General features: G+C 47.4%; 17 protein-coding genes. 5 read left to right on the top strand and 12 right to left on the bottom strand.

Going from position 1 to position 20108, the window contains the following annotated elements:
* Genes B9T62_RS04605 through B9T62_RS04595 form a run of 3 tightly spaced genes read right to left on the bottom strand, consistent with a single transcriptional unit; the run spans window position 1 to window position 3484 of the window.
* Window positions 1–837: an ABC transporter permease gene (locus B9T62_RS04605; protein ID WP_087914183.1), complete on the bottom strand. Its 837-nt coding sequence runs from the start codon at window positions 835–837 to the stop codon at window positions 1–3.
* 1 nt (window position 838) lies between these two features.
* A complete protein-coding gene (locus B9T62_RS04600) occupies window positions 839–1807 on the bottom strand; it encodes an ABC transporter permease (RefSeq protein ID WP_087914182.1) in 969 nt (322 codons plus the stop codon).
* A 24-nt stretch (window positions 1808–1831) separates the two neighbouring features.
* Complete coding sequence (locus B9T62_RS04595) at window positions 1832–3484, bottom strand: ABC transporter substrate-binding protein (protein WP_087914181.1); 1653 nt, start codon at window positions 3482–3484, stop codon at window positions 1832–1834.
* Window positions 3485–3723: 239 nt separating this feature from the next.
* Between B9T62_RS04595 and B9T62_RS04590 the strand changes: the two genes are divergently transcribed.
* Window positions 3724–4638 carry a TIGR03943 family putative permease subunit gene (locus B9T62_RS04590; RefSeq protein WP_087914180.1) on the top strand — a complete coding sequence of 305 codons (915 nt, stop codon included), beginning with the start codon at window positions 3724–3726 and terminating at the stop codon, window positions 4636–4638.
* 130 nt (window positions 4639–4768) lie between these two features.
* Here B9T62_RS04590 and B9T62_RS04585 read toward each other — a convergent pair whose 3' ends face one another.
* A complete protein-coding gene (locus B9T62_RS04585; RefSeq protein WP_087920130.1) occupies window positions 4769–5671 on the bottom strand; it encodes an ArsR/SmtB family transcription factor in 903 nt (300 codons plus the stop codon).
* 151 nt (window positions 5672–5822) lie between these two features.
* On the opposite strand from B9T62_RS04585, the gene arfA reads away from it, so the two are divergent.
* Window positions 5823–7331 carry an arabinosylfuranosidase ArfA gene (gene arfA, locus B9T62_RS04580; protein WP_211296412.1) on the top strand — a complete coding sequence of 503 codons (1509 nt, stop codon included), beginning with the start codon at window positions 5823–5825 and terminating at the stop codon, window positions 7329–7331.
* A 160-nt stretch (window positions 7332–7491) separates the two neighbouring features.
* On the opposite strand, the gene B9T62_RS04575 is transcribed toward arfA, so the two are convergent.
* The 3 genes from B9T62_RS04575 to B9T62_RS04565 form a co-directional block, all read right to left on the bottom strand.
* Complete coding sequence (locus tag B9T62_RS04575) at window positions 7492–9333, bottom strand: ABC transporter substrate-binding protein (RefSeq protein WP_087914178.1); 1842 nt, start codon at window positions 9331–9333, stop codon at window positions 7492–7494.
* Window positions 9334–9408: 75 nt separating this feature from the next.
* On the bottom strand, window positions 9409–10917 hold the full coding sequence (locus B9T62_RS04570) for an ABC transporter permease (protein ID WP_087914177.1): 1509 nt from the start codon (window positions 10915–10917) through the stop codon (window positions 9409–9411).
* A 16-nt stretch (window positions 10918–10933) separates the two neighbouring features.
* The gene (locus tag B9T62_RS04565; RefSeq protein ID WP_087914176.1) at window positions 10934–12373 is read right to left on the bottom strand and encodes an ABC transporter permease; all 1440 of its coding nucleotides are present in this window, start codon (window positions 12371–12373) and stop codon (window positions 10934–10936) included.
* A gap of 137 nt (window positions 12374–12510) precedes the next feature.
* Here B9T62_RS04565 and B9T62_RS04560 point away from each other — a divergent pair, with 137 nt between their 5' ends.
* The 3 genes from B9T62_RS04560 (at window position 12511) to B9T62_RS04555 (ending at window position 15218) form a co-directional block, all read left to right on the top strand.
* The gene (locus B9T62_RS04560; protein ID WP_087914175.1) at window positions 12511–14253 is read left to right on the top strand and encodes an ABC transporter ATP-binding protein; all 1743 of its coding nucleotides are present in this window, start codon (window positions 12511–12513) and stop codon (window positions 14251–14253) included.
* Between the two features lie 385 nt (window positions 14254–14638).
* Window positions 14639–14788, top strand: coding sequence for a hypothetical protein (locus B9T62_RS38680; protein WP_157685442.1), 150 nt, complete (start codon window positions 14639–14641; stop codon window positions 14786–14788).
* Window positions 14781–15218, top strand: a complete 438-nt coding sequence (locus B9T62_RS04555; protein ID WP_087914174.1) for a hypothetical protein — start codon at window positions 14781–14783, stop codon at window positions 15216–15218. Before B9T62_RS38680 ends, B9T62_RS04555 begins: the two co-directional genes overlap by 8 nt.
* Here B9T62_RS04555 and B9T62_RS04550 read toward each other — a convergent pair.
* From B9T62_RS04550 to B9T62_RS04530, 5 genes are all read right to left on the bottom strand, one after another.
* Window positions 15188–15682 (bottom strand): DedA family protein, encoded by a 495-nt coding sequence (locus B9T62_RS04550; protein WP_087914173.1) that lies wholly within the window; start codon window positions 15680–15682, stop codon window positions 15188–15190. The two genes, B9T62_RS04555 and B9T62_RS04550, sit on opposite strands and share 31 nt — an antisense overlap.
* 7 nt (window positions 15683–15689) lie before the next feature.
* Window positions 15690–16214: a CDP-diacylglycerol--serine O-phosphatidyltransferase gene (gene pssA, locus B9T62_RS04545; RefSeq protein WP_087914172.1), complete on the bottom strand. Its 525-nt coding sequence runs from the start codon at window positions 16212–16214 to the stop codon at window positions 15690–15692.
* A gap of 35 nt (window positions 16215–16249) precedes the next feature.
* Window positions 16250–18001, bottom strand: coding sequence for a sensor histidine kinase (locus B9T62_RS04540; RefSeq protein WP_087914171.1), 1752 nt, complete (start codon window positions 17999–18001; stop codon window positions 16250–16252).
* Complete coding sequence (locus B9T62_RS04535) at window positions 17998–18681, bottom strand: response regulator transcription factor (RefSeq protein WP_087914170.1); 684 nt, start codon at window positions 18679–18681, stop codon at window positions 17998–18000. The genes B9T62_RS04540 and B9T62_RS04535 overlap by 4 nt, the downstream gene beginning before the upstream one ends.
* Window positions 18682–18899: 218 nt before the next feature.
* Window positions 18900–20003: a GerAB/ArcD/ProY family transporter gene (locus tag B9T62_RS04530; protein ID WP_087914169.1), complete on the bottom strand. Its 1104-nt coding sequence runs from the start codon at window positions 20001–20003 to the stop codon at window positions 18900–18902.
* Window positions 20004–20108: the final 105 nt, after the last annotated feature.

The following is a 20108-nucleotide window of genomic DNA, read 5'->3' as shown; positions in this document are numbered from 1 at the left end:
CTATTCATTGGAGCTGGCAGGTTCCATCAGAATGCGAAGCTGCTCGCCAATACTGTCAAAGCTTTTAACCACTACAACCAGGAGTAGTCCCGGAAACACCACCAACCACCATTTGCCGGTAGAAATATGATTCATCGCCTCAGATAATATGATGCCGATAGCCGGAGTTTGCGGAGAAAGCCCAAAACCCAGGAAAGTCAATGCTGCTTCATGCAAAATCACATGTGGAAACATCAGCAGGAAACCAATCATAATCTGAGGAAAAATTGAGGGTAATATATGCTTTGTTGCGATGTACCATGCAGATTTCCCATAGCTTTTTGATATTTGAATGTATTCCGCACCTTTAATCTGCAGTACTTCGGAGCGAACCACCCGTGCCAGCCCCGTCCAATGCGTAAGAGAAACGCCAAGTACGATTCCATGTATTCCGCCACCTACTATGAAGCAGATCAATACCATAAAAACGAGATGGGGCATACCAATAAACAAATCGATTATCCAGGAAATAACTGCATCTACCGTTTTGCCAAAGGTCGCCGCACAAATCCCCATTACAGTTGCGATTAAGACACTGAGAATAGAGGCAAAGGCTCCCACCGCCAGTGACAGGCGCAGTCCTTTAATGGTACGTGTAAACATATCGCGCCCGAGCCAATCCGTTCCGAATATATATTGAAGATTTGGAGCAAGATTTTTGTTCGCAGCGCTTAATCGAAGATTGTCATTGCTGAGCCAAAAGCTGAGAATCAGTATAGTCAACAGAAAGCCGGAAGATATCGCAAGCAGCAAAATCATTTTCTTGCGCACATTCATTCCCTCTTGTATGGTCAGCATCTCAGGCCTCCCCCTTCATACGCGGATCCACAACCTTATTCAAAATATCGGCAACCAGATTCCCTGCAAAAACAAACAGGGAGCTAATCAGAATAATTCCCACCATTAAAGGGAGATCACCCTTTAAACCCGCAGTGGTCAAGGTGCTGCCCAACCCAGGATAAGCAAACACCTGCTCCGCCAGCATAGAGCCCCCGAAAAGTTCGCCAAAGTAAGCGAATTGTAGGGAAATTGCGGGAATGATAGAATTTCGAACCCCATGATTTTTGAATATCTGCCACTTGCTTTCGCCTCTGGCTCTAGCAAAAATGACATACTCTGTGTTTAAAATATCAATCATTTTCTCGCGGGTATGCATCGCTACATTGGCGACTCCCAGAATACTTAATGTCAGAGCCGGCAACACAAAATGATGAATCCGGTCTACGAACCGCACCTCGCTCTCCATCATCCCCCCCGGCATGGCCAAACCCACGGGAAACCATTTGAGCCAGACAGCAAAAACAATTAAAAGAATGAGTCCCATCCAAAAGATTGGAGTGGATACCAGAGTATAGCTGTACCATTTAATGATTTTGTCAATCCATTTGCCCCGGTTTATCGCGGCTGTCATTCCAAGCACATATCCAATCACTCCCGATAAAATCCACGCTGTTCCCATTAAGGCAAGTGATGTTAAAAAACGGCTTTGAATAATATCGATGACAGGGCTGCGATAAAGCTTTGAAATCCCGAAATTGCCCTGCAGCAGTGCTTTTGCCCAGGAAATATATTGTTCCACCGGGCTTTTATCTACACCCCAATATTCTTTGATTTTTTCAATTTGCTCTGGCGACGCTGAGCTGTCCCCCCCGATATATGCATTGACCGGGTCCATTGGAGACAGATGAATAAGAGAAAAGGTCAGAATGGATAATCCAATCAGCAGAGTTACCACGCGAATCAGCCTAATAACGATGTTTTTTGCCACAATATCTCCCCTCCTCCCAGACAATCACTTGCCCCATGACCATTCGGTCACATTGCCGAACAATGCCCACTCATGGCCGTGCGAGTGAATCGGCTGTTTGCCAAGATCCAGCTTCTCATTTGCCAAGTACAAGTGGTCTACGCGCACCAGCCAAACTATCGGAGCATCCCCGATACCACTAAACCCCGTTTCTCCATCCCATTGAGCAAGCTTCCAATATGTATTGGCCTCTTCAAGTGAGGAAGACGTGAGTGCCTGATGCAGATACTCATCCACCTTGGGATTATGGTAATTAGACATATTGCCGATGCCCTTGTCAATCTGCTCCGAGGAATTCATCGTATACAGTTGGTAAGGGTGATGTCTACCGCCTCCCCATGCCACTGCTGCTGTCTTACCTTTTAGATAAATCTCGTCCCATGTAACCCCAATGAGATTAATCTTGATGCCGAAGGCACTCGCTTGATCTGCAGCAGCCAGGGAAAGGTCACTGCGAAGCTGATCACTGGAGCTGAAGTACATGTCAAACTCTGCTTTAAGACCGTCTTTTTCCACAATACCGTCCTTGTTCGTATCTACCCAGCCGCCGTCGGCGAGGATTTTTGTTGCAGCTTCAATCTTCCCGTCCTCAATTACCGTTTCTTCATTAAACCATGGCAAGCCATCTGCCAGGGAATATGCTTTTTTACCGTGTCCATCGAGTGCGACATCCAGAAGCTTCTGGCGATCCAATCCAATATTGAGCGCCTGGCGGATTGCGAGATCTGAAGTCACGTCGTTGCCCACCTCAACTTCCTTGCCGTTGGTCAGGCCTTTACCTCCGCTGGGCACGGCAGGCAGCATGATCCCACGGGAATCGATACTCTCATAGGTGCGAAGGGTCATTCCCTCTACCTTTTGTTCTGCGAACGTCGGCGGAACGTATACAATGTCGGCTTGACTAGCCTTTGCAGCTGCAAGGGCAGCATCTTCTTCGAGAAGAAGGAAGGTCAATTTTTTGAACTGGGGTTCTTTGCCATACCAATAAGGATTGTACTGCATGATGACTTGTTGTCCCTCATTGTACTGGACCACCTGATAAGGACCGGAGCCAATCGGGTTTTCGGAATAATGTTCATCGTAGTGGGCTTTAGGTACGATTCCGATCTCTGTGAGTTGGCTTACAAATGTTGAACGAGGCTCGTTAAGAGTAATCGCAATGGTATTGTCTTCTACTACATCTATGGATTTAACGAAAGACAAATCGAATTTAATGCCGTCTTCTTTAAGCATTTCGTATGTAAACTTGACATCTTCCGGAGTAACCTGCTCACCATTAGAGAATTTGGCGTCTTCGCGAAGCGGGAAAGTCCACGTAAGGGCATCCTCACTGATGGTATAAGATTTCGCAAGATCCCCAATAAAGTTAAGATCAGAGTCAATAGCCAGCAGTGAGCTATGGGTCAGACGGATTTGTGTCATCCCCCAACCCTTTTTGGGATCAAACTGCCCGCCGTCCATAATCCCTACGGCAAGTACCAAATCTTCCTTAACGGTTGTTGAATTCTGTGAACGGGATGAATTCACCAATTCATTAGAACTGGATGCACAGCCTGTCAATAAAATAAGCAGAGATAATGCTATTGCTAAATAAGATATAGTCAAACTTTTACTGATTCCGTTTCTATTCTTCTTCATAAAACCCCTCCTTAATAGTAATGATTACGTTTATCACTGGCTGAGCATTATTTTAATGGTATAGATTTACATTGTCAATCTATATTTTTTACTGCTTAATTTGTATAAGGAATGCTGATTTGGTCTTTTCGAGTGGCAAATGACGTATAGATGGAATTATAAAACTATGATTCTTTCATTTTCAGAAATATTAGAGGAGGTACAGACCATATAATGAATAACCTCAAGGAGGCTGCCCAATGAACGATTCCCTGGGTTTACGTCTGCATTATGTACTCAGAGCGGTTATTCTGCTGGTCTTTGCTCTGTATATCGGGCATCTGGTTCAGCAGGATGCTCTCCACTATTATGTTGCACCCAAGCTGGCACGATGGATCAGGCTTTGTCCGGTCCCGCTTGTGCTGATGGCTCTAAGCTTGACGCTGCAAGCATTGTTCGGCTTGGGCAGCACCTTCTGCAACTGTGACCACCGTCTCCCCTCTCGGGGCTTCCGCGGCGCCGCTCTTTACGGATTGTTTCTCTTTCCACTGCTGCTCGGTTTCCTTCTGCCCGATCGAGCACTTGGTAGCATGGTGGCAGCCCAAAAGGGACTCGCCCTGACCTATACCGTCTCGGACTCCAAAAACAACGTCAATTTCGAGCCTTCCAGTCCCTATAACGAAGAATTTTCCTTGCTGGCCAAACGGTTATTCGAACAACCCGTAATTACTGTACATCCCGAGCTTTTCTCCGAAACCTTCGGGGCTATTGACATGTATAAAGAATCTTTTGAAGGCAAGGAGATTGCCGTCTCCGGGTTTTTATACCGTGATCCAGCCGATAGCCTGGAAAGAACCTTTGCCGTAAGCCGGTTTCTCGTGCAATGCTGCACCGCCGACGCCACCCCTTTTGGTATTATGGTTGACCCCAAAACAACTATAAATCTGCCAGCGGATACTTGGATAGAAGTCCGGGGCAAATTGCATGTGCTTCAATACAAGGGAGCGGAAATCATGCAAATTGCCGCCGATTCAGTAACACCGGTTTCTCAGCCCTCCACCCCCTATATTTACACCAGTCCAGACTCTATTGCAGCTTGGAACCAGCTGCAGAACGGGACACGGAATGCAGGTGGCTTGGCCCCTCCTTTGGTTGGACTTTCACCAACTAGATAATGCGTGACTCTGGGCACGCCAAACAGAAAAAGGCAATCTCCTCAAAAAGGAGATTGCCTTTTTATTCAGGAAGATTGCGTCTCTCAAAAAAAACCTTCTTCGTCTCCCGGTCATCGATCACTGGTAACTGCTACTCATAATACACCCTGATTACAATGTCCTGGTCGTAATTACCGAAACCTCTTCCAAAAACTGTAAGACCCCCCCGCCTTCGAGCCGCTGGCTCTGCAGTGATCCGAAAACTCCATTGATCCGTATTCCACTTAACATCCTTTAATGTGATGTCCGAGATTTGCTGACCATCCATATAAGTACCAGCTGAATTAATACGCAATACCTTCATCAACCCGTACTGGTTGACATCGGAATGCCACCAGGAAGGTGTATACCGCCCTTTATTTTCTCCGAAATCACCCGGACTGGTCCATATCCCCAAGATTACACCGTTTAGAGTAAACATAATATCCGAAGGCCATTTTTCATTAATGTGTGGAGCCTCCGAACTGATTTCCATAGAGATTTCAATCTCTATGGCGAGTTGATCTTCAAACAAATAATTGGGTATTTTATACTCCACAAACCCTTTTGAGAACCAGAAAATGCCCGCATGAACACGTTCGGGATCAAGAAAGTACCGGGGATCATCATAATAGCCAATCATCCGTTCTCTTGTGGCGATACCGCAAGTAGGCTCCGCTTCATAATCCGTATAATGCCCTATTGGCATTGAAAGTTCCATGACCCTACTAGCCATGTTTTTGGAATTAGAGAGCCTGATCTGCAGAAAGTTGGCGGATAATGAACAATATTTGTAAGTTGCCCCCTCTATCCTTTGCATACGGCTGCTAACCAGCCCGGCTTTTTGCAATTTGGAAACGTGTGAGCTTACCATTGCGCTGCTGAGATACAATTCGGCAGCCATTTCCTTAATGTGCATTTGCCGCTTGTCCAACAACTCAATTATTCTTAACCGTACATCGCTTGCCAGCGCCTCATATACAAGGAGCGATTCAGCATCGGTAGTTAGATACATAATGTCCCCACCTTCCGTCAACCTTTGAATAATCATTTATATTAATCCTAAATATAATTATTGTCTATATAAGTAGATGAAATTATAATTCAAAGAGAAATCACTTCTATTTAATTAATATAAACATTAAACAAGACAAGGAGGATTTATCATGTCAAATCAGGCATCAATGATTGTAGATAAGGATTTCACTATTGCTCAAGTGGATGAACGCATTTATGGTTCATTCATTGAACATCTGGGAAGAGCGGTGTATGGTGGCATTTATGAGCCCAGTCATCCGACAGCTGACGAGAACGGCTTTCGGCTTGATGTGCTGGAGGCTGTACGCCAATTGAAGGTGCCGATTATTCGCTATCCGGGAGGAAATTTTGTATCGGGATACAACTGGGAAGATGGAGTAGGTCCGCGTGATGCGAGAAAGCACAAACTGGAATTGGCTTGGTGGACAACGGAGACAAACGAAATAGGAACCAATGAATTTGCCGAATGGACCAAGAAAGTTGGTTCTGAAGTAATGATGGCAGTCAACCTCGGAACACGTGGCGTCGATGCAGCGAGAAATTTGGTGGAATACTGCAACCATCCCTCGGGAACCTACTGGAGTGACTTAAGAGTATCCCATGGCTTCAAGGATCCTCACGCCTTCAGAACTTGGTGTCTTGGCAATGAGATGGATGGCCCTTGGCAGATCGGTGCAAAGACAGCCGTTGAATACGGGCGTTTGGCCAATGAAACCGCCAAAGCCATGCGCTGGGTTGACCCCAGTCTTGAACTAGTCGCTTGTGGCAGCTCCGGTAGCGGAATGGACACCTTCGCCGAATGGGAAGCCACGGTGTTGGATCATTGCTATGACAATGTAGATCTTCTGTCTCTGCACACGTATTACAACAATAATAACGGCGATACAGCCAATTTCTTGGCCAGTTCACTCGATTTAGATCATTTCATCAACAGCGTCGCAGCCATTTGTGACTATGTTCAGGCCAAGAAAAAGAGCAAAAAAAAGTTGTATCTCTCCCTGGACGAATGGAATGTGTGGAAATCACAAGGAAGCAGTCGGGCCGAACAACGCTGGCAAATCGGGCCGCCTGAATTCGAGGATGTCTATAATTTGGAGGACGCCCTTGTCGTCGGCTGTTGCCTGATTTCTTTACTCAAGCATGCGGATAGGGTTAAGGTGGCCTGTCTCGCCCAGCTGGTTAACGTAATTGCACCAATCTCTACGGAGAACGGCGGCCCGCTGTGGCTCCAGACGACGTACTTTCCATACCTCCATGCTTCACTTTACGGAAGAGGAGTTGTCCTTCATCCCATGATCTCTTCTCCGAAATACGATTCCAAAGACTTCACGGATGTTCCTTATCTTGAGGCCGTAAGCGTTTATAATGAGGAAACAGAAGAAGTTACCGTGTTCGCCGTAAATCGTCACTTAACTGAAGGACTAGACCTGCGCATTGATTTGCGTAGCTTTGGAGAGGTAAGAATTCTGGAGCATATCGTACTAGAGAGTGAAGATATCAAAGCCGTTAACACTAAAGATCATCCCGAAAATATCCGTCCTCACAACCAAGGAAATGCCATGCAGGATAATGGGCATATCCGTTCCCTTCTGAGTAAGGCTTCTTGGAACGTTATTCGGTTGAAGGTTGAACATTAGCTCGGTAAGCTGGCTCATTCTTGGCATTAACAGCTATATGAATCACAGTTCCTTTAAGCTTTTCTTCTTCTTCACTCAGGAAGAACATGCAAAAGACCTGAAGCTCCCAGCTTCAGGTCTTCCTTAAAATATAAGAATTTAGATGTTGTACGTTATGAAATTACTTGGAAGTTTGGTATTGGGTCAGAAATTCTTTAACCTTGGCCGGATCGGCCTTCAGTTCATTCCCGGTATCGACCAGCGGGCTGACTGTGGAGACCGCTTTAAGCTTATTATTTTTGTAGAAGGCCAGAATTTCGTCCTGATTGATGGAGTAGAGTACAGCTTTGCGAAGATCCACGCTGCTCGCTACATCACGGCTCTTAGTATTGAACAACAGGTAGCTCACACCATTGCTCGGGATGCTCTTAAGCTGCAGCTTGCTGTCGCCTTCGACTACTTCATATTTGGTTTCCGGCACACCGTAATATACATAAATTTCGCCGCTGCGCAGGGCAGACAAAGTGCTGTCGGCGTCTGCAATAAAGCGTACATTTACCTGGTTGATATGAGCCTCGTTGTCTGTGCCTTTTTGATAGCCCGGATTCTTCAGGAAGATCCCTTCATAGTCGTTCTTGGAGGACAGAATGTAAGGGCCGCTGGCATACAACGTATTGTTGTATTTGTCGCCCTCTGTTACCGTGCTCTGGTCACCGTAAGGAATATCCTTGTTGACGTCGAACTTGGCCACATCATAGGTGTTGATGCTCTCTACTTGCTTCTTGGAGACAATACCGGCAGATTGATGCGCCAGATAGTTCAGCACTTGCGGAAAGGGCTCGGTAGTAGTCAGTTTCACCACTTGATATTTGCCTTGCTTGTTGTTGGCTTGTTTCTTGTCCGCTACCAATTCGGAGATTGGCGCTTCAAGATCTCGTTCCAAGGCTTCCTTAACCGTGCCATTTCCGCCTGCCTGCTGGATGGAACCCAGTGCGTTCAGGTCGGTGAACACTTCGACAGTCTTGATGTGCTCATGCAGGCTGTAGGTGCGGTGATCCGGCACAGAATCCTTGTTCTTGGCACGGTCCAGAGCGAACACGACATCATCGCCGCCTACACGTTCCCCGGTATCTACTGCCTTTTTATTCTCAATTTTGGCAAAATTGATGTCGTCCCGGAGAATGAAATAATAGTCCTGGTTGCCGTCCGCAATGCTGAAATTGCGGGACAGCGAAGCGTCGGAAGTGATCTTGTCATCATCGGTCAGGTTGACCAGGCGCACATACATATTCGTATTGAGCTGGTTGATCGAACCATCATTGCCTTTAATCGGATCCAAAGAGGTCAGATTGGAGGCTGGCTGGGCTAAAATCAACGGATCAGTTGCACGTTTGGCACTGTCGTTGAAATCAATGTCTTCCCAGGCGAGCGCCCGCGATTTGGACAATCTTACAGAATCCGGCTTCAGAATCTCCTTGTTGATCGCTTGGCTCTTCAAGGAAATATACAGCGGGGCAATGCGAGCCTCATCGAACACCAGGCGTTGCTCCAAATCCTTGTAGGTCTGTACATACTCTTCCGGAGTTTGCGTAGCCGCTTTATCGATCAGCGCATCAAGCTCAGGATCGGACTGGATACTATAGTCGCCTCCGGTCTTGAACAGCGATCTGACCGCGTAGTCGGGGTTGCCGGTAACCGTTGTCCAGCCGGACATGGAAACATCATAGTTGCCTGCATCCTCCTGGGCTTTGAAGCTGGCATAATCGGGTTGAATATTCAGTTTCACCGTGAAGCCGTTCTTGGTCAGTTGATCTCTGACAATGTTCAGATCAGACTCATTGCTGCTCTGGCCGAGCACTTCAATCTCAACCGGCTCAGTAGCAGCCGTAGTATCTGCAGCCGGCGCTTCGGAAGAAGTCGGTTCGGTGGTACTGCTGGCTGTATTGGATTTGGTTGCTACCGAGCATCCGCTAAGGATGAGCATCAGAGTCAGCAGCAGAGCCAGTGTAGATCTTGTTTTCATTACAATTTCCTCCCCAGAATATAAATATGTTCTCTATGAAAAACGTCAGCAAGGACGCATTTTCCGGTAATTCCGTTAATCCATCTTGGGGTCAAGCGCATCGCGCAGCCCATCTCCCAGGAAGTTGAAGGATAGGACGAGTGCAATAATCGCCAGCCCCGGGAAAATCGCCAGATAGGAGTTCGTCTCCAGGTACGTGCTTCCCAGCTTGAGAATATTGCCCCATTCCGGGATATGCGGTTCGATGCCCAGCCCCAGAAAGCTGAGACTGCTGGTGGAAATGACCGCGCCGCCAATGGTTAGGGTGGACTTGACGATCATCGGAGCCAGTGAATTCGGAACAATATGCTTGAAAATAATTGCTGCATTGCTGGAGCCAAAGGCCCGCGCGGCATCAACGAATTCATAAGTGGATACTTGCAGCACATTGGCCCGCATAGTTCGTGCGTAGGTCGGGATCGCCCCGACGCTAAGCGCAAGAATCAGATTAACTGTATTGGCGCCAAAGGCAGCAATAATCGCAATGGCCAGCAGGATGCCTGGAATAGCATACAGAACATCGAGCGCACGCATGATAATGTTGTCGGTATAGCGGCCATAGTAGCCGGAAATGGCCCCGAGTGTACCTCCGAGAAGAAGCGGCAGAACGGTGGACATTACACCGACAATCAGGGAAATCCGGGCTCCAAAGATAATCCGTGTAAACAGACAACGTCCGAAATTATCGGTGCCCAGCGGATACGCCAGTGACGGCGGCTGCAAAATCAGTGAGTAGTTGTTATCCACAGCCATGCCGTAATCAAAGGTGACGTAACTGCAGACAGAGATGGAGAATAGAAAGGCAATGAACAGCAGTCCCAGCATCGCTGTCGTGTTGCGGGTCAACCGTTCCAGTACATCCTCCCAACCGGCTACCGCTGGATTATCTCTTTCCCGGATACGAACCAGCAGGATGATGCCCAGCGCCAGCGCGAATAAATTACCGGTCAGCGAGGTCAGCAGCAGCGGATAGGCCACCCAGGCCAGCCGGCGGGGAACTTGGCGCCGCCGCACGAATCTAGCGGTGAGCACGACCAAGAACAGATCAAAAGCGGCTACAGCCAGCAGGATAAACATTCCTGTAAGAAATGTATCCGCTACGTAGGGCTTGTACAGGTTGATTGCAGAGATTCCAATTACGGCTATCTGTGTCAGCAGCGTATACACCGCAAGAGTGTACTCCGGTGACTTGCGCTTCTGGATCAGCTGAAAAGCTGCCGGAACGAGGAACAGATTGCCTGTGACCAGGCTTAGGATCTGGATATAGCCCAAAGCGCGGGTTACGCCGTGAATTTCTCCCCGGACCCTGATATCTCGACGAATCAGCAGGGTGAGCAGAACTTGCAGTAATGTAAAGACGCCATAGATGATGCAGGCAACCCCTACATAAGGTTTAATGGCTTGCGTCTCCCAATCGTAGCTGCTCATTAGCAAGGCCAGTGTTACGATGAGGGAGCCGACCCAGGCAAAACCTGCCTGACGGTACTCCTGGGAGGTTTTGAGCTTAAGCTGTGTTTCGCGCCTTGCGGCGCTTGAGTTGACCATGAATGTTCACCTGCTATCAGTATTGTTTCATTTTGGAACGGATACGCGGGTCCAGAAAGGCATACAGAATGTCGATAGTGGCGTTGATCAAGGAAATGGTAATCGCCGTATAGACTACGCCGCCCATAATGGCCGGAATGTCGGGAATAAACTGCTTATCCACGATATAACTGCCCAGCCCGCTGATGTTGAATACTTTTTCCGTAACGGCTGCCCCGCCCAGCATGGCTCCGAACTGGAGGCCAATGACGGTTACGATCGGGATCAGCGCATTGCGAACGCCGTGCTTCAGCAGCACTTTCCGTTTGCTGAGGCCTTTGGCGGTAGCCGTAATAATGTAATCTTCATGAATGACCTCAAGCGTGGAAGCCCGGGTCATTCGGGCAATGGCTGCAGTCAGGCCTGTGCCCAGCACCACCACCGGCATAATGAAGGTCATCCAGTTGCTTGGGTTAAAGGTAGCCGGAAGCCACTGCAGCTTAATGGAGAAGCCCAGGATAAAGACCAGCCCCTGCCAGAAGCTCGGGATCGACAAACCTATCAGCGCAATGAGCATAAAGGTATAGTCGAACCAGGAGTTTGGTTTGGCGGCAGAAATAATTCCGATGGGAATGGCAATAACGATCGCCATCAGCAGCGACAGCAGCGTCAGATTCAGCGTAACCGGAAATTTGCGGCCAATCGCCGTCACAACGTCTTCGTTCCCCGCAAAGGCTTTTCCCAGATCGAACATAGCAATGCCTTTAACATGGTCCCATAGCTGCACAAGGTACGGCTGATCCAGTCCGTATACCCGATTGAACTCGCTGATCTGCGCGTCCGTGGCCGTCTGGCCGAGGATATTGACCGCAGGATCAAACGGTGAAATATACAAGATTGTAAATACAAGAACTGCTACTCCGAAAATAACGAATACCGTCATTACCAATCTTTCAAATATGTATTTGAGATAAGGGCTGCTATACAAAAAAATTAATAGATATAATGGAAAGCCTGGAATAATAGATAACGGTAAAAACAACGGATGCCGCAGCAGCTCTTGAAAGGTGCTGATAAACGTTGACCTGGCGAGTCCTTTCTCTCGCAGCCTGCTGTCCACACGTTCGGCAGCAATCTGCTCAAAGCGTTCTGTAGCCAGCTGCCTAGCTTGCCGCTCAAGCTCCGCTTCACTTGCCTGCTGTCCGAAGAACCTGATCTTACTGTGCAATTGTTCAGCGAACTCGGTCTGGAGTTGCTCCAGAAGTCCTGAAGCCAGCAGCTCCTGCCGCGTCTCCCGCTCAAGGGAAGTATGAATATCCCCGGCTCTTTGAACACGGTGGACGAGCAACGTGAACAGATTAACAGGTGCGCCCAACACAAGGGCGAAGTACCGGTAAGAGGAATTCTGCAGCAGTTTGCCATAAGTATCACCAATTGCTCCGGCGAAGTTTATTCCCCCACTTTTTGCCGCCTCCATATTGCATGTTCCTCCTAAAATTTTCATTTCATTTTTTTAAATTGTACTATTCCGATAGATAAGGTATATTTTATAATAGATTTTAATAATGTCAAGAATTGATATATTTGAATAAGGAAAACTGGCAGGTGGATAAAATGCAACCGATTTTGAAAGTGAATAATTTACATGTCTCTTTCCAGAGCCATGATGAAGAGCGTTCTGCCGTACGCGGCGTGAGCTTTGAAGTTTATAAAGGGGAGACGCTGGGGATTGTCGGAGAGTCGGGCAGTGGCAAAAGTGTCACCGCTCGTTCCATTATGAGATTGCTGCCTTCTCCCCCCGCACATCTAAAAGAAGGAGAGGTTATCTTTCTGGGGGATAACCTTGCAGCCAAGTCAGAGAAGCAGATGGAGCATATCCGGGGGCGGGAGATCGGGATGATCTTCCAGGACCCGATGAGCTCACTTAACCCGACGATCCGGATTGGAGAACAGATCACTGAAAGTCTGGTTAAGCACCGTAAGCTGTCCCGGAAGGCGGCCAGACAGGAGACGCTGGAGATGCTGAAGCAGGTCGGCATCCGCGACAGCGAGATGCGATACCGGCAGTATCCGCATGAATTCTCGGGCGGCATGCGGCAGCGGGTGATGATCGCGATAGCCTTGGTCTGCCAGCCGGCGCTGCTTATTGCCGACGAACCAACCACGGCGCTGGATGTGACCATTCAGGCCCAGATTCTCAATCTGATGAAGCATATGCAGGAGCGGCTCGGCACCTCCATTATTCTGATTACGCATGATCTGGGCGTTGTCGCCGGGATGTGCGACCGTGTAGCGGTTATGAAGGACGGAGAAATTGTAGAGACGGGCACGACTGAGGACATTTTCGCCCGCCCTCAGCATCCTTATACACAGCGGCTGCTGAACGCTTTGCCCCGTCTGGACGAAAAAAAGAAGCCCAAAGCACCTGGGCTGATTATCCAGGGAGCGGGAGAAGCGAAACGTCCGCTGCTGGAGGTGAGATCGCTGAAGCAGCATTTTGACCTTGGTAAAGGTAGAGTACTGCGTGCAGTCAATGATATCAGCTTCCATATCCGTGAAGGGGAGACGTTGGGCATGGTCGGTGAATCGGGCAGCGGCAAGTCTACAACCGGCCGTTCTATTCTGCGCCTGCATGAACCAACCGGTGGGGATGTGCTCTTCCAGGGCATGGCAGTTAACCGGCTGAATGCCCATGAGATGAAGACGATGCGGCGCCATATGCAGATGATCTTCCAGGACCCGTACGCTTCGCTGAATCCGCGCTTTAAGGTGCTGGATATCATCGGGGAGGCACTGGATGTCCATAACTTGGCCGGCAGTAAGAGCGAGCGGAAGAAACGTGTCGAGGAGTTGCTGGACTTGGTCGGGCTTGATCCGGCCTTCGCCATCCGCTATCCGCATGAATTCTCTGGCGGGCAGCGGCAGCGGATTGGCATCGCCCGCGCCCTCGCGGTCGAGCCCAAGTTCATCGTCTGCGATGAACCGCTGTCTGCGCTGGATATGTCCATTCAGGCGCAGGTCGTCAAGCTGCTGGAAGAACTGCAGCAGCGCCTCGGCCTGACGTATCTGTTCATTGCTCATGACTTGTCCATGGTCAAGCATATCAGCGACCGGGTTGCCGTGATGTATATGGGCCGGATCGTTGAGCTGGCCGAAAGCGAAGAGCTGTACACCAACCCACAGCATGATTATACGAAATCGCTGCTGGCGGCCATCCCGGTGCCCGATCCGAAGATCGAAGCACTCAAGAAAAGAGTGCTGCTGGAGGAACAAGGCGGCGGCGACAAATATAATCTGGAGCAATCGAGCCTGGTAGAGGTCTCTGCAGGCCACTGGGTCGCTAGTCATTTTAATTAATCTTTCTTCTACTTGACTACGTAGTTCCTCGTCTAATTTCCTTAAGAACTCATAAGAATGTTATACAGTCAGTTAAGATCCTGTTAAGAACGTAAGAAATCCGCGTATTCAGTAGAAAACAAAGCTGAGAATGAGCTTTAGCCAAATTTTTTTTATTTTCTACTCGAATATGCTCTACTGCTAACTTTTAAGGGGAGGCTGGCTTTTTTACAAACCAAGGAACTACGTGTATGATTCCCGCAAGCGACTGGAGAGAATCTTGTTTTGCCACGCTTTTGCAGCGGGTTTGTTTCTGCCCGCAACCGCAAAACCCGCAGCAGAAGGATCTACTCCGGCTGCGGGTTTTGTCTGCCCGCAGTTTACATCCCAGTAAGGAGTGGCAGACATGTATGAGCTGAACAAGGTATGGCTGGAGCATGCGGCGGTGTGTGAGAGTGAAGCCGAACTTGCGGATTACCTAGCCAAAGCCAAGCAAACCCATCATCTGCGGTCACTTGAGTCTACCAATATTCAAGGAGGCAGCATCTATGAATAGCGCCAGGCTCTCACGAATTGAGCTCTTTGCTTTTGATAACCGTCCTTCATTTGCTCACAGGTCTATTCAAAACGGATGTTGGTATCTGGTCTTACGACTTACCAGTGGAGAACATATCAGTTACGGGGAATGTGTGGTTCCAATGAATGGGGAAGCAATCGATTTAATTAAATGGGGCGCTTTCTTGAGAAGCATCCACCGATCTACACTGGAAGAAGCGTTTCAGACCATGCAGCAGATGAAGCAAGAATGGACATCAAGTCAGCTCTCTTTGCTTCAATCCGCTCTATCTGGAATGCTTAATGCCCAGTACCCTCGGTTAACCGTCGCCGCTGGGTCAGCAAGGCATGTACATCAAGTATTCAGCAAAGGGAATATTATTTACTATCACTTTAAGAATTACGCAAAGGACATGTTCTTGCCTAAGTAAAAACCAACAGAAATAAAAAGCACGGACCAAGTTGAGGCCCCAACCAGGGATACATAAAAATATTTTTTAAAAGGCATGTCAATAATACCTGAAACGTAACTGGTGATATGCCTTACTCCAGGAATAAAATAACCGATCAGGACCGTCCATTTCCCAAATCGTTCAAACCAGCGTTTAACTCTCCCAACCCGTTTAGGGGTTAGTCCAATCCACTTTCCGTACTTATCAACCATCGGCTGCCCCAGTCTTCTACCAATGGTATAACTGATCATCATCCCTGTTATCGATCCGGCAAATCCCACCAGCACTGAAATCGAATAATCCAGAATCATAATAGAAGTCAGGTATCCAACAAACATCATTAATACCTCATCCGGAACAGGAAGACCAAGAATTCCCAGAGTCAAAAGTGTAAAAATCCCTATGTACCCGTACTGTGAAATCATCTCCATGGCCCAATGCATGATTACATCACTTCCTGCTCGTGAATTTTTTGAATGACGGGAACGGAATGCGGCTAACCATCAGTACCGCCAAAAGCCCCATCAATGCCAGTATCAACTCCGGCTTCAAACGCTCATCTGCCAAAGACATAACAGAGAGGATTACTCCTGCAGCAGTGATTGGCATCCCCACAAAACCTTTAGCTGGAGCAGATAAATTGAATCTGGCCAGCCGAAGTGCTCCGCAAATCATGAACATAACTGCAGCCGCCGGGCCCAGCCAATCAACACTCTCCAGCTTGTATAACAAAATGAGGAACGCAGGAGCCGCTCCAAACGAAATCATATCCGCCAGCGAGTCCAATTGTTTACCGAAATCGCTGCTGCAATGCAGCAATCTGGCCAGTAATCCGTCTAATACATCGCTAAATGCCGCAAGCAAAATCAGCAGCAGTGCCATGTTATATTGCTCCCTAATAGTGAACAGCAGGGACAATGACCCTGCACCTAAATTTGAAATGGTGAACATTGTAGGCAACCAGGCCAATTTCATAGGTGTTAACTCCTCGTAATGATTCTTTACTCCTCTTAATTTTCAAAAATAACAGTAAACTTTACACCATCCTCCATATTCTCTACTGCATAACGGTAACCGTGCATATCTAAAATGTATTTAGCGATTGACAGCCCCAGTCCTATACCGCCTGTCTGACGATTCCGGGATGGTTCAACTCGGTAAAATCGCTCCCAGACCTGCTCCAATTGGTCCGCAGGGATTATTTCCCCTCTATTTCGAATAGAGAATACGGTGGTCCGTTCATGGCCCGTAATCTCAATAGTAATTGTGCTTCCCTCTTCAGCATGTCGGATAGCATTAGCCATGAAGTTAAGTAGAACCTGTTCGATCCACCCGATATCGGCATACAATAATAATTCGTTAGAAGGAATAATCACAGCTTCCAGCTGTTTTTTCTTCAGAAGGGGAAATAGCTTGTCCGTAACCTTTTCTGTAAGCTCACTCAGAACAAACCAGCTTCTACGAAGGTTAGCCTCCCCTGACTCCAGCTTGGCCAGATCCAGCATATTCTTGAGGAGCTCCTCCATTCTCCCGGCTTCCTCAATAATGACGCTGACATAATGCTCCTGCTTACCGGCACTCACACCATCCTCCAGCCCTTCAGCAAAACCTTTAATGATACTGAGGGGAGTCTTCAACTCGTGAGATGCGTTCGCAAAAAAGTCCTGCTGCACAATCTTCATCCTTTGCTTCTCTTCCACATCCTCAACCAGTTGCCGATTAGCCCCCTTCAGCTCACGGAGAGCTTTATCGAGATTTCTCGACAATGTGAACATACTGTTGGACAGACTACCCAACTCATCTTTTTGCCGGATAAGTGTATGGCCTGTAAAGTCGAAGCGGAGCATCCGTTTAGCCATCTCGTTCAGCGTAATTAGCGGCCGTGCCACCATTTTTGAGAAGACAAGGGAAAGGATCAGGATTAGGATGAGCCCTCCTATTCCCAGGTACAAGTAGAACCAACGCAAGGCTTGGTTCATATCCTTCACCTCCTGCAAGGAAGTGACTGCGAACAAGAGTTCAATCTCCCCTGTACGTTGCTGTACAGGCTGAATCATAATGACGTTTCGATTACCGCTCCATGAATCTGTCCATTCCTCTTTTTGCAGCTCGAGCCCTTTCAACTGCTCAGTCCGTGCCTCAGCTAGAGGGAACCACTCTTCAAGTGCTTCAAACAATATGCCTTGCCGCAGATTCAATACTTTCAGATCAGGCAAAAAGACCTCTGTAACGATACCCGACAGTTCAATCATTTCTTCGTACTGTGTACCTCCAACCCTTTCAGAATCCATCTTCTTAATGTTTACGGGATACATTAGGACCGAAGAGGATTGTCCAACTGTTACTTCTCCTTGAACAGTCAATAAGTCACCTTGTTGTATATCAGCAGCTTTGAGCTCCTCGCCGTACTGATTCATGAATAGAGATAAGGAGATGATGACAACCTTACCGTCATCTTGCCGCATCTTAATATGGAACGGATCATCCAACTTCATCTTCCCATCCAGCGTTATGATGGCTAACTGAGTCTTATTCCGCAGCATGAACCGGGCTGCCTCCCTGGAGATTCGACTGCTTCCCCACTTTTCGTTCACATACTTTAAGCCAAAGCTCTTTAAGTGTTTCTCCACACCGCTGACCTTCTGTTGCTGATAGAAGCTGTCGAAGAACAGTAACTGACTCAGGATCACCGCGCCATAAAAACAAATAAAAAAAATGGCGGTCATAACAAACAGCTTAAAGGTGATCCCGCGATTCCTCATGTTTCCTCCTCAAATTTATAGCCTGTACCAATCACTGTGCGAATGTGACGGGAATCATACCCAAGCTTACTTCTCAGTTTCTTGATGTGTGTATCCACTACACGGGAGTCTCCCTCAAATTCAATCCCCCAAATCCGATTGAGGATGGTATCCCGCGAAATGACAACACCCTTATTAGATACTAATAGCAATAGCAAATCATACTCCTTGGGCGTAAGCTCCACCTCAGTATGATTTACCTCCAGACGATGAGCTAATGTGTTAAGAACCGCCGAGCCAAATTTTCTCATATGTGTCTCTACCGGCCAATGGTTCCCTTCCACCCGTTTCATTAAGGTATTCGCCCGAGCGACTAGAACCTTGGGACTAAAAGGCTTAGTGACATAATCGTCAGCGCCGAGTTCAAATCCGTAGAGCTTGTCATGTTCACCGGATTTCGCTGTAAGCAAAATGATAGGAACCGCAGAACGGCTGCGGATTTGTCGACACACCTCAAACCCATCCAATTTAGGCATCATAATATCCAGAATCAGCAGATCTGGCTGAACGAAATCAAACCAAGTCAAGGCATCCTTTCCATTATCCGCCTCATGTACCTCCCAATCGTTCTGTATGAAATAATCCGCAATGACTTCACGAATACGTTGCTCATCTTCAACGAGAAGAACCTTCCTATTCATCCTGCTCCCCTCTTTCAACCCATATGTAATAACCAGCTTAACCGATCAGTATGTCCTTTATGTGTCCTTGTTCTACGGTATGAGGAGAGCAAAGAACCTGTTTTTGACAAAAAAGAAGCAGTCTATAAAGCACTGCTTCCAGTATCGTATCATATCATTCCATTCTATGAACCCCCAAGAAACCTATCAACACACCGGGCATGTCTGTTATTAAGATATCACATAATTTGCCCTGCTCGTTTCCTGATATGATAAACAATTATCATCAATAACGGGAAAACGAAGGCATAGGTGAAGTTCCAGTCTACCCAGTACGCTGGGACTTCCTTGATGTAGAAGATCATATCTTTAGCAATCAGATGTGACAGACCGTAAATCAGAAACGCCACCGGAAAAATCAGAGGGCGGTACGTTTTCAGCTTTAGCAGTTGGGCTGTCCCCAACACAAATGCGTAGAAGTAAAGCGCTGTTTTGAAATAAGTGCTGATGATCCAAGCGGTGGCCATTAACGCTTCAAGCCGCTGCAGAAAGTTAGCAATATTGATTCTTTGGGCAAGAATATAGGCTGCATAGAAATTATGCTCGGAGAAATAGGCTCCAAGTACCGTCAGAGAAAGGAACAAAATGAGGTTAAGTGCAAGTGCTCCGATAAACAGAGCAATGAATATATCACGGCTCGTATTGCTTTGTTTCTGGACATACGGATATACCATGAAAAAAACACACAATTCTCCAAACGGATAAAATACACCGTACATAATGGTATGCAGCATGTCAGGAAACGGCGTGTTCAACATAGGATAGATCCGCTCCAAGCGGACATCGGGAAACAGCAGAACAAGCAGACAGATCAGAAAAACGGCAAATAAAGGGAAAAAAATCTGTGCTGCTCTGCCTAGTGTTTCAAGACCCAGCCGCAAACCGTAGACCAGCAGAACAATTGCCATAAAGCCGATAACCCCACTCGGTGTACCCTCATAAATCTGTGTACACATGAAGTCTTCGATCTCCCTGACATATGTAGAGGCTGCAATCAGGAAAAAGAATAAATAACTCAGCGCTACAGCTCCACCCACCCATTTCCCTAAAATTTGCAATGAAAGCTCAATAATAGTTTTATTTGAATCGATATTTGCTGCGGATAACATCAGTTTTACGGTTGCGAGACCCAGGGGAATACTAATCAAGGCGGCAATCCAACCATCCTCGTGGGCTCCCGCTGACATTATCGAGGGATAGATAAGCGCCATATCTCCGATAAGAGTGAAAAGCCCGAGTATTATCATTTGAGACGTACTGAGTCGGTCTTTTTCAAGACTCATAAGATCCCTCTCTCTGCTTCAAAATGCTAATCAGGAAAATCTTCTTCCTTAGCATGTAATTACTCTTCCATAAATATGTACCCGAAAATAAAAAAGGAAATTAGA

Origin of the sequence: Paenibacillus donghaensis, from assembly GCF_002192415.1 — a bacterium.
In the GTDB taxonomy this organism is placed as follows: Bacteria; Bacillota; Bacilli; order Paenibacillales; family Paenibacillaceae; genus Paenibacillus_AQ; species Paenibacillus_AQ donghaensis.
Note: the sequence above shows the minus strand (reverse complement) of the source record. Positions and strands in the feature narration are given on the sequence as shown.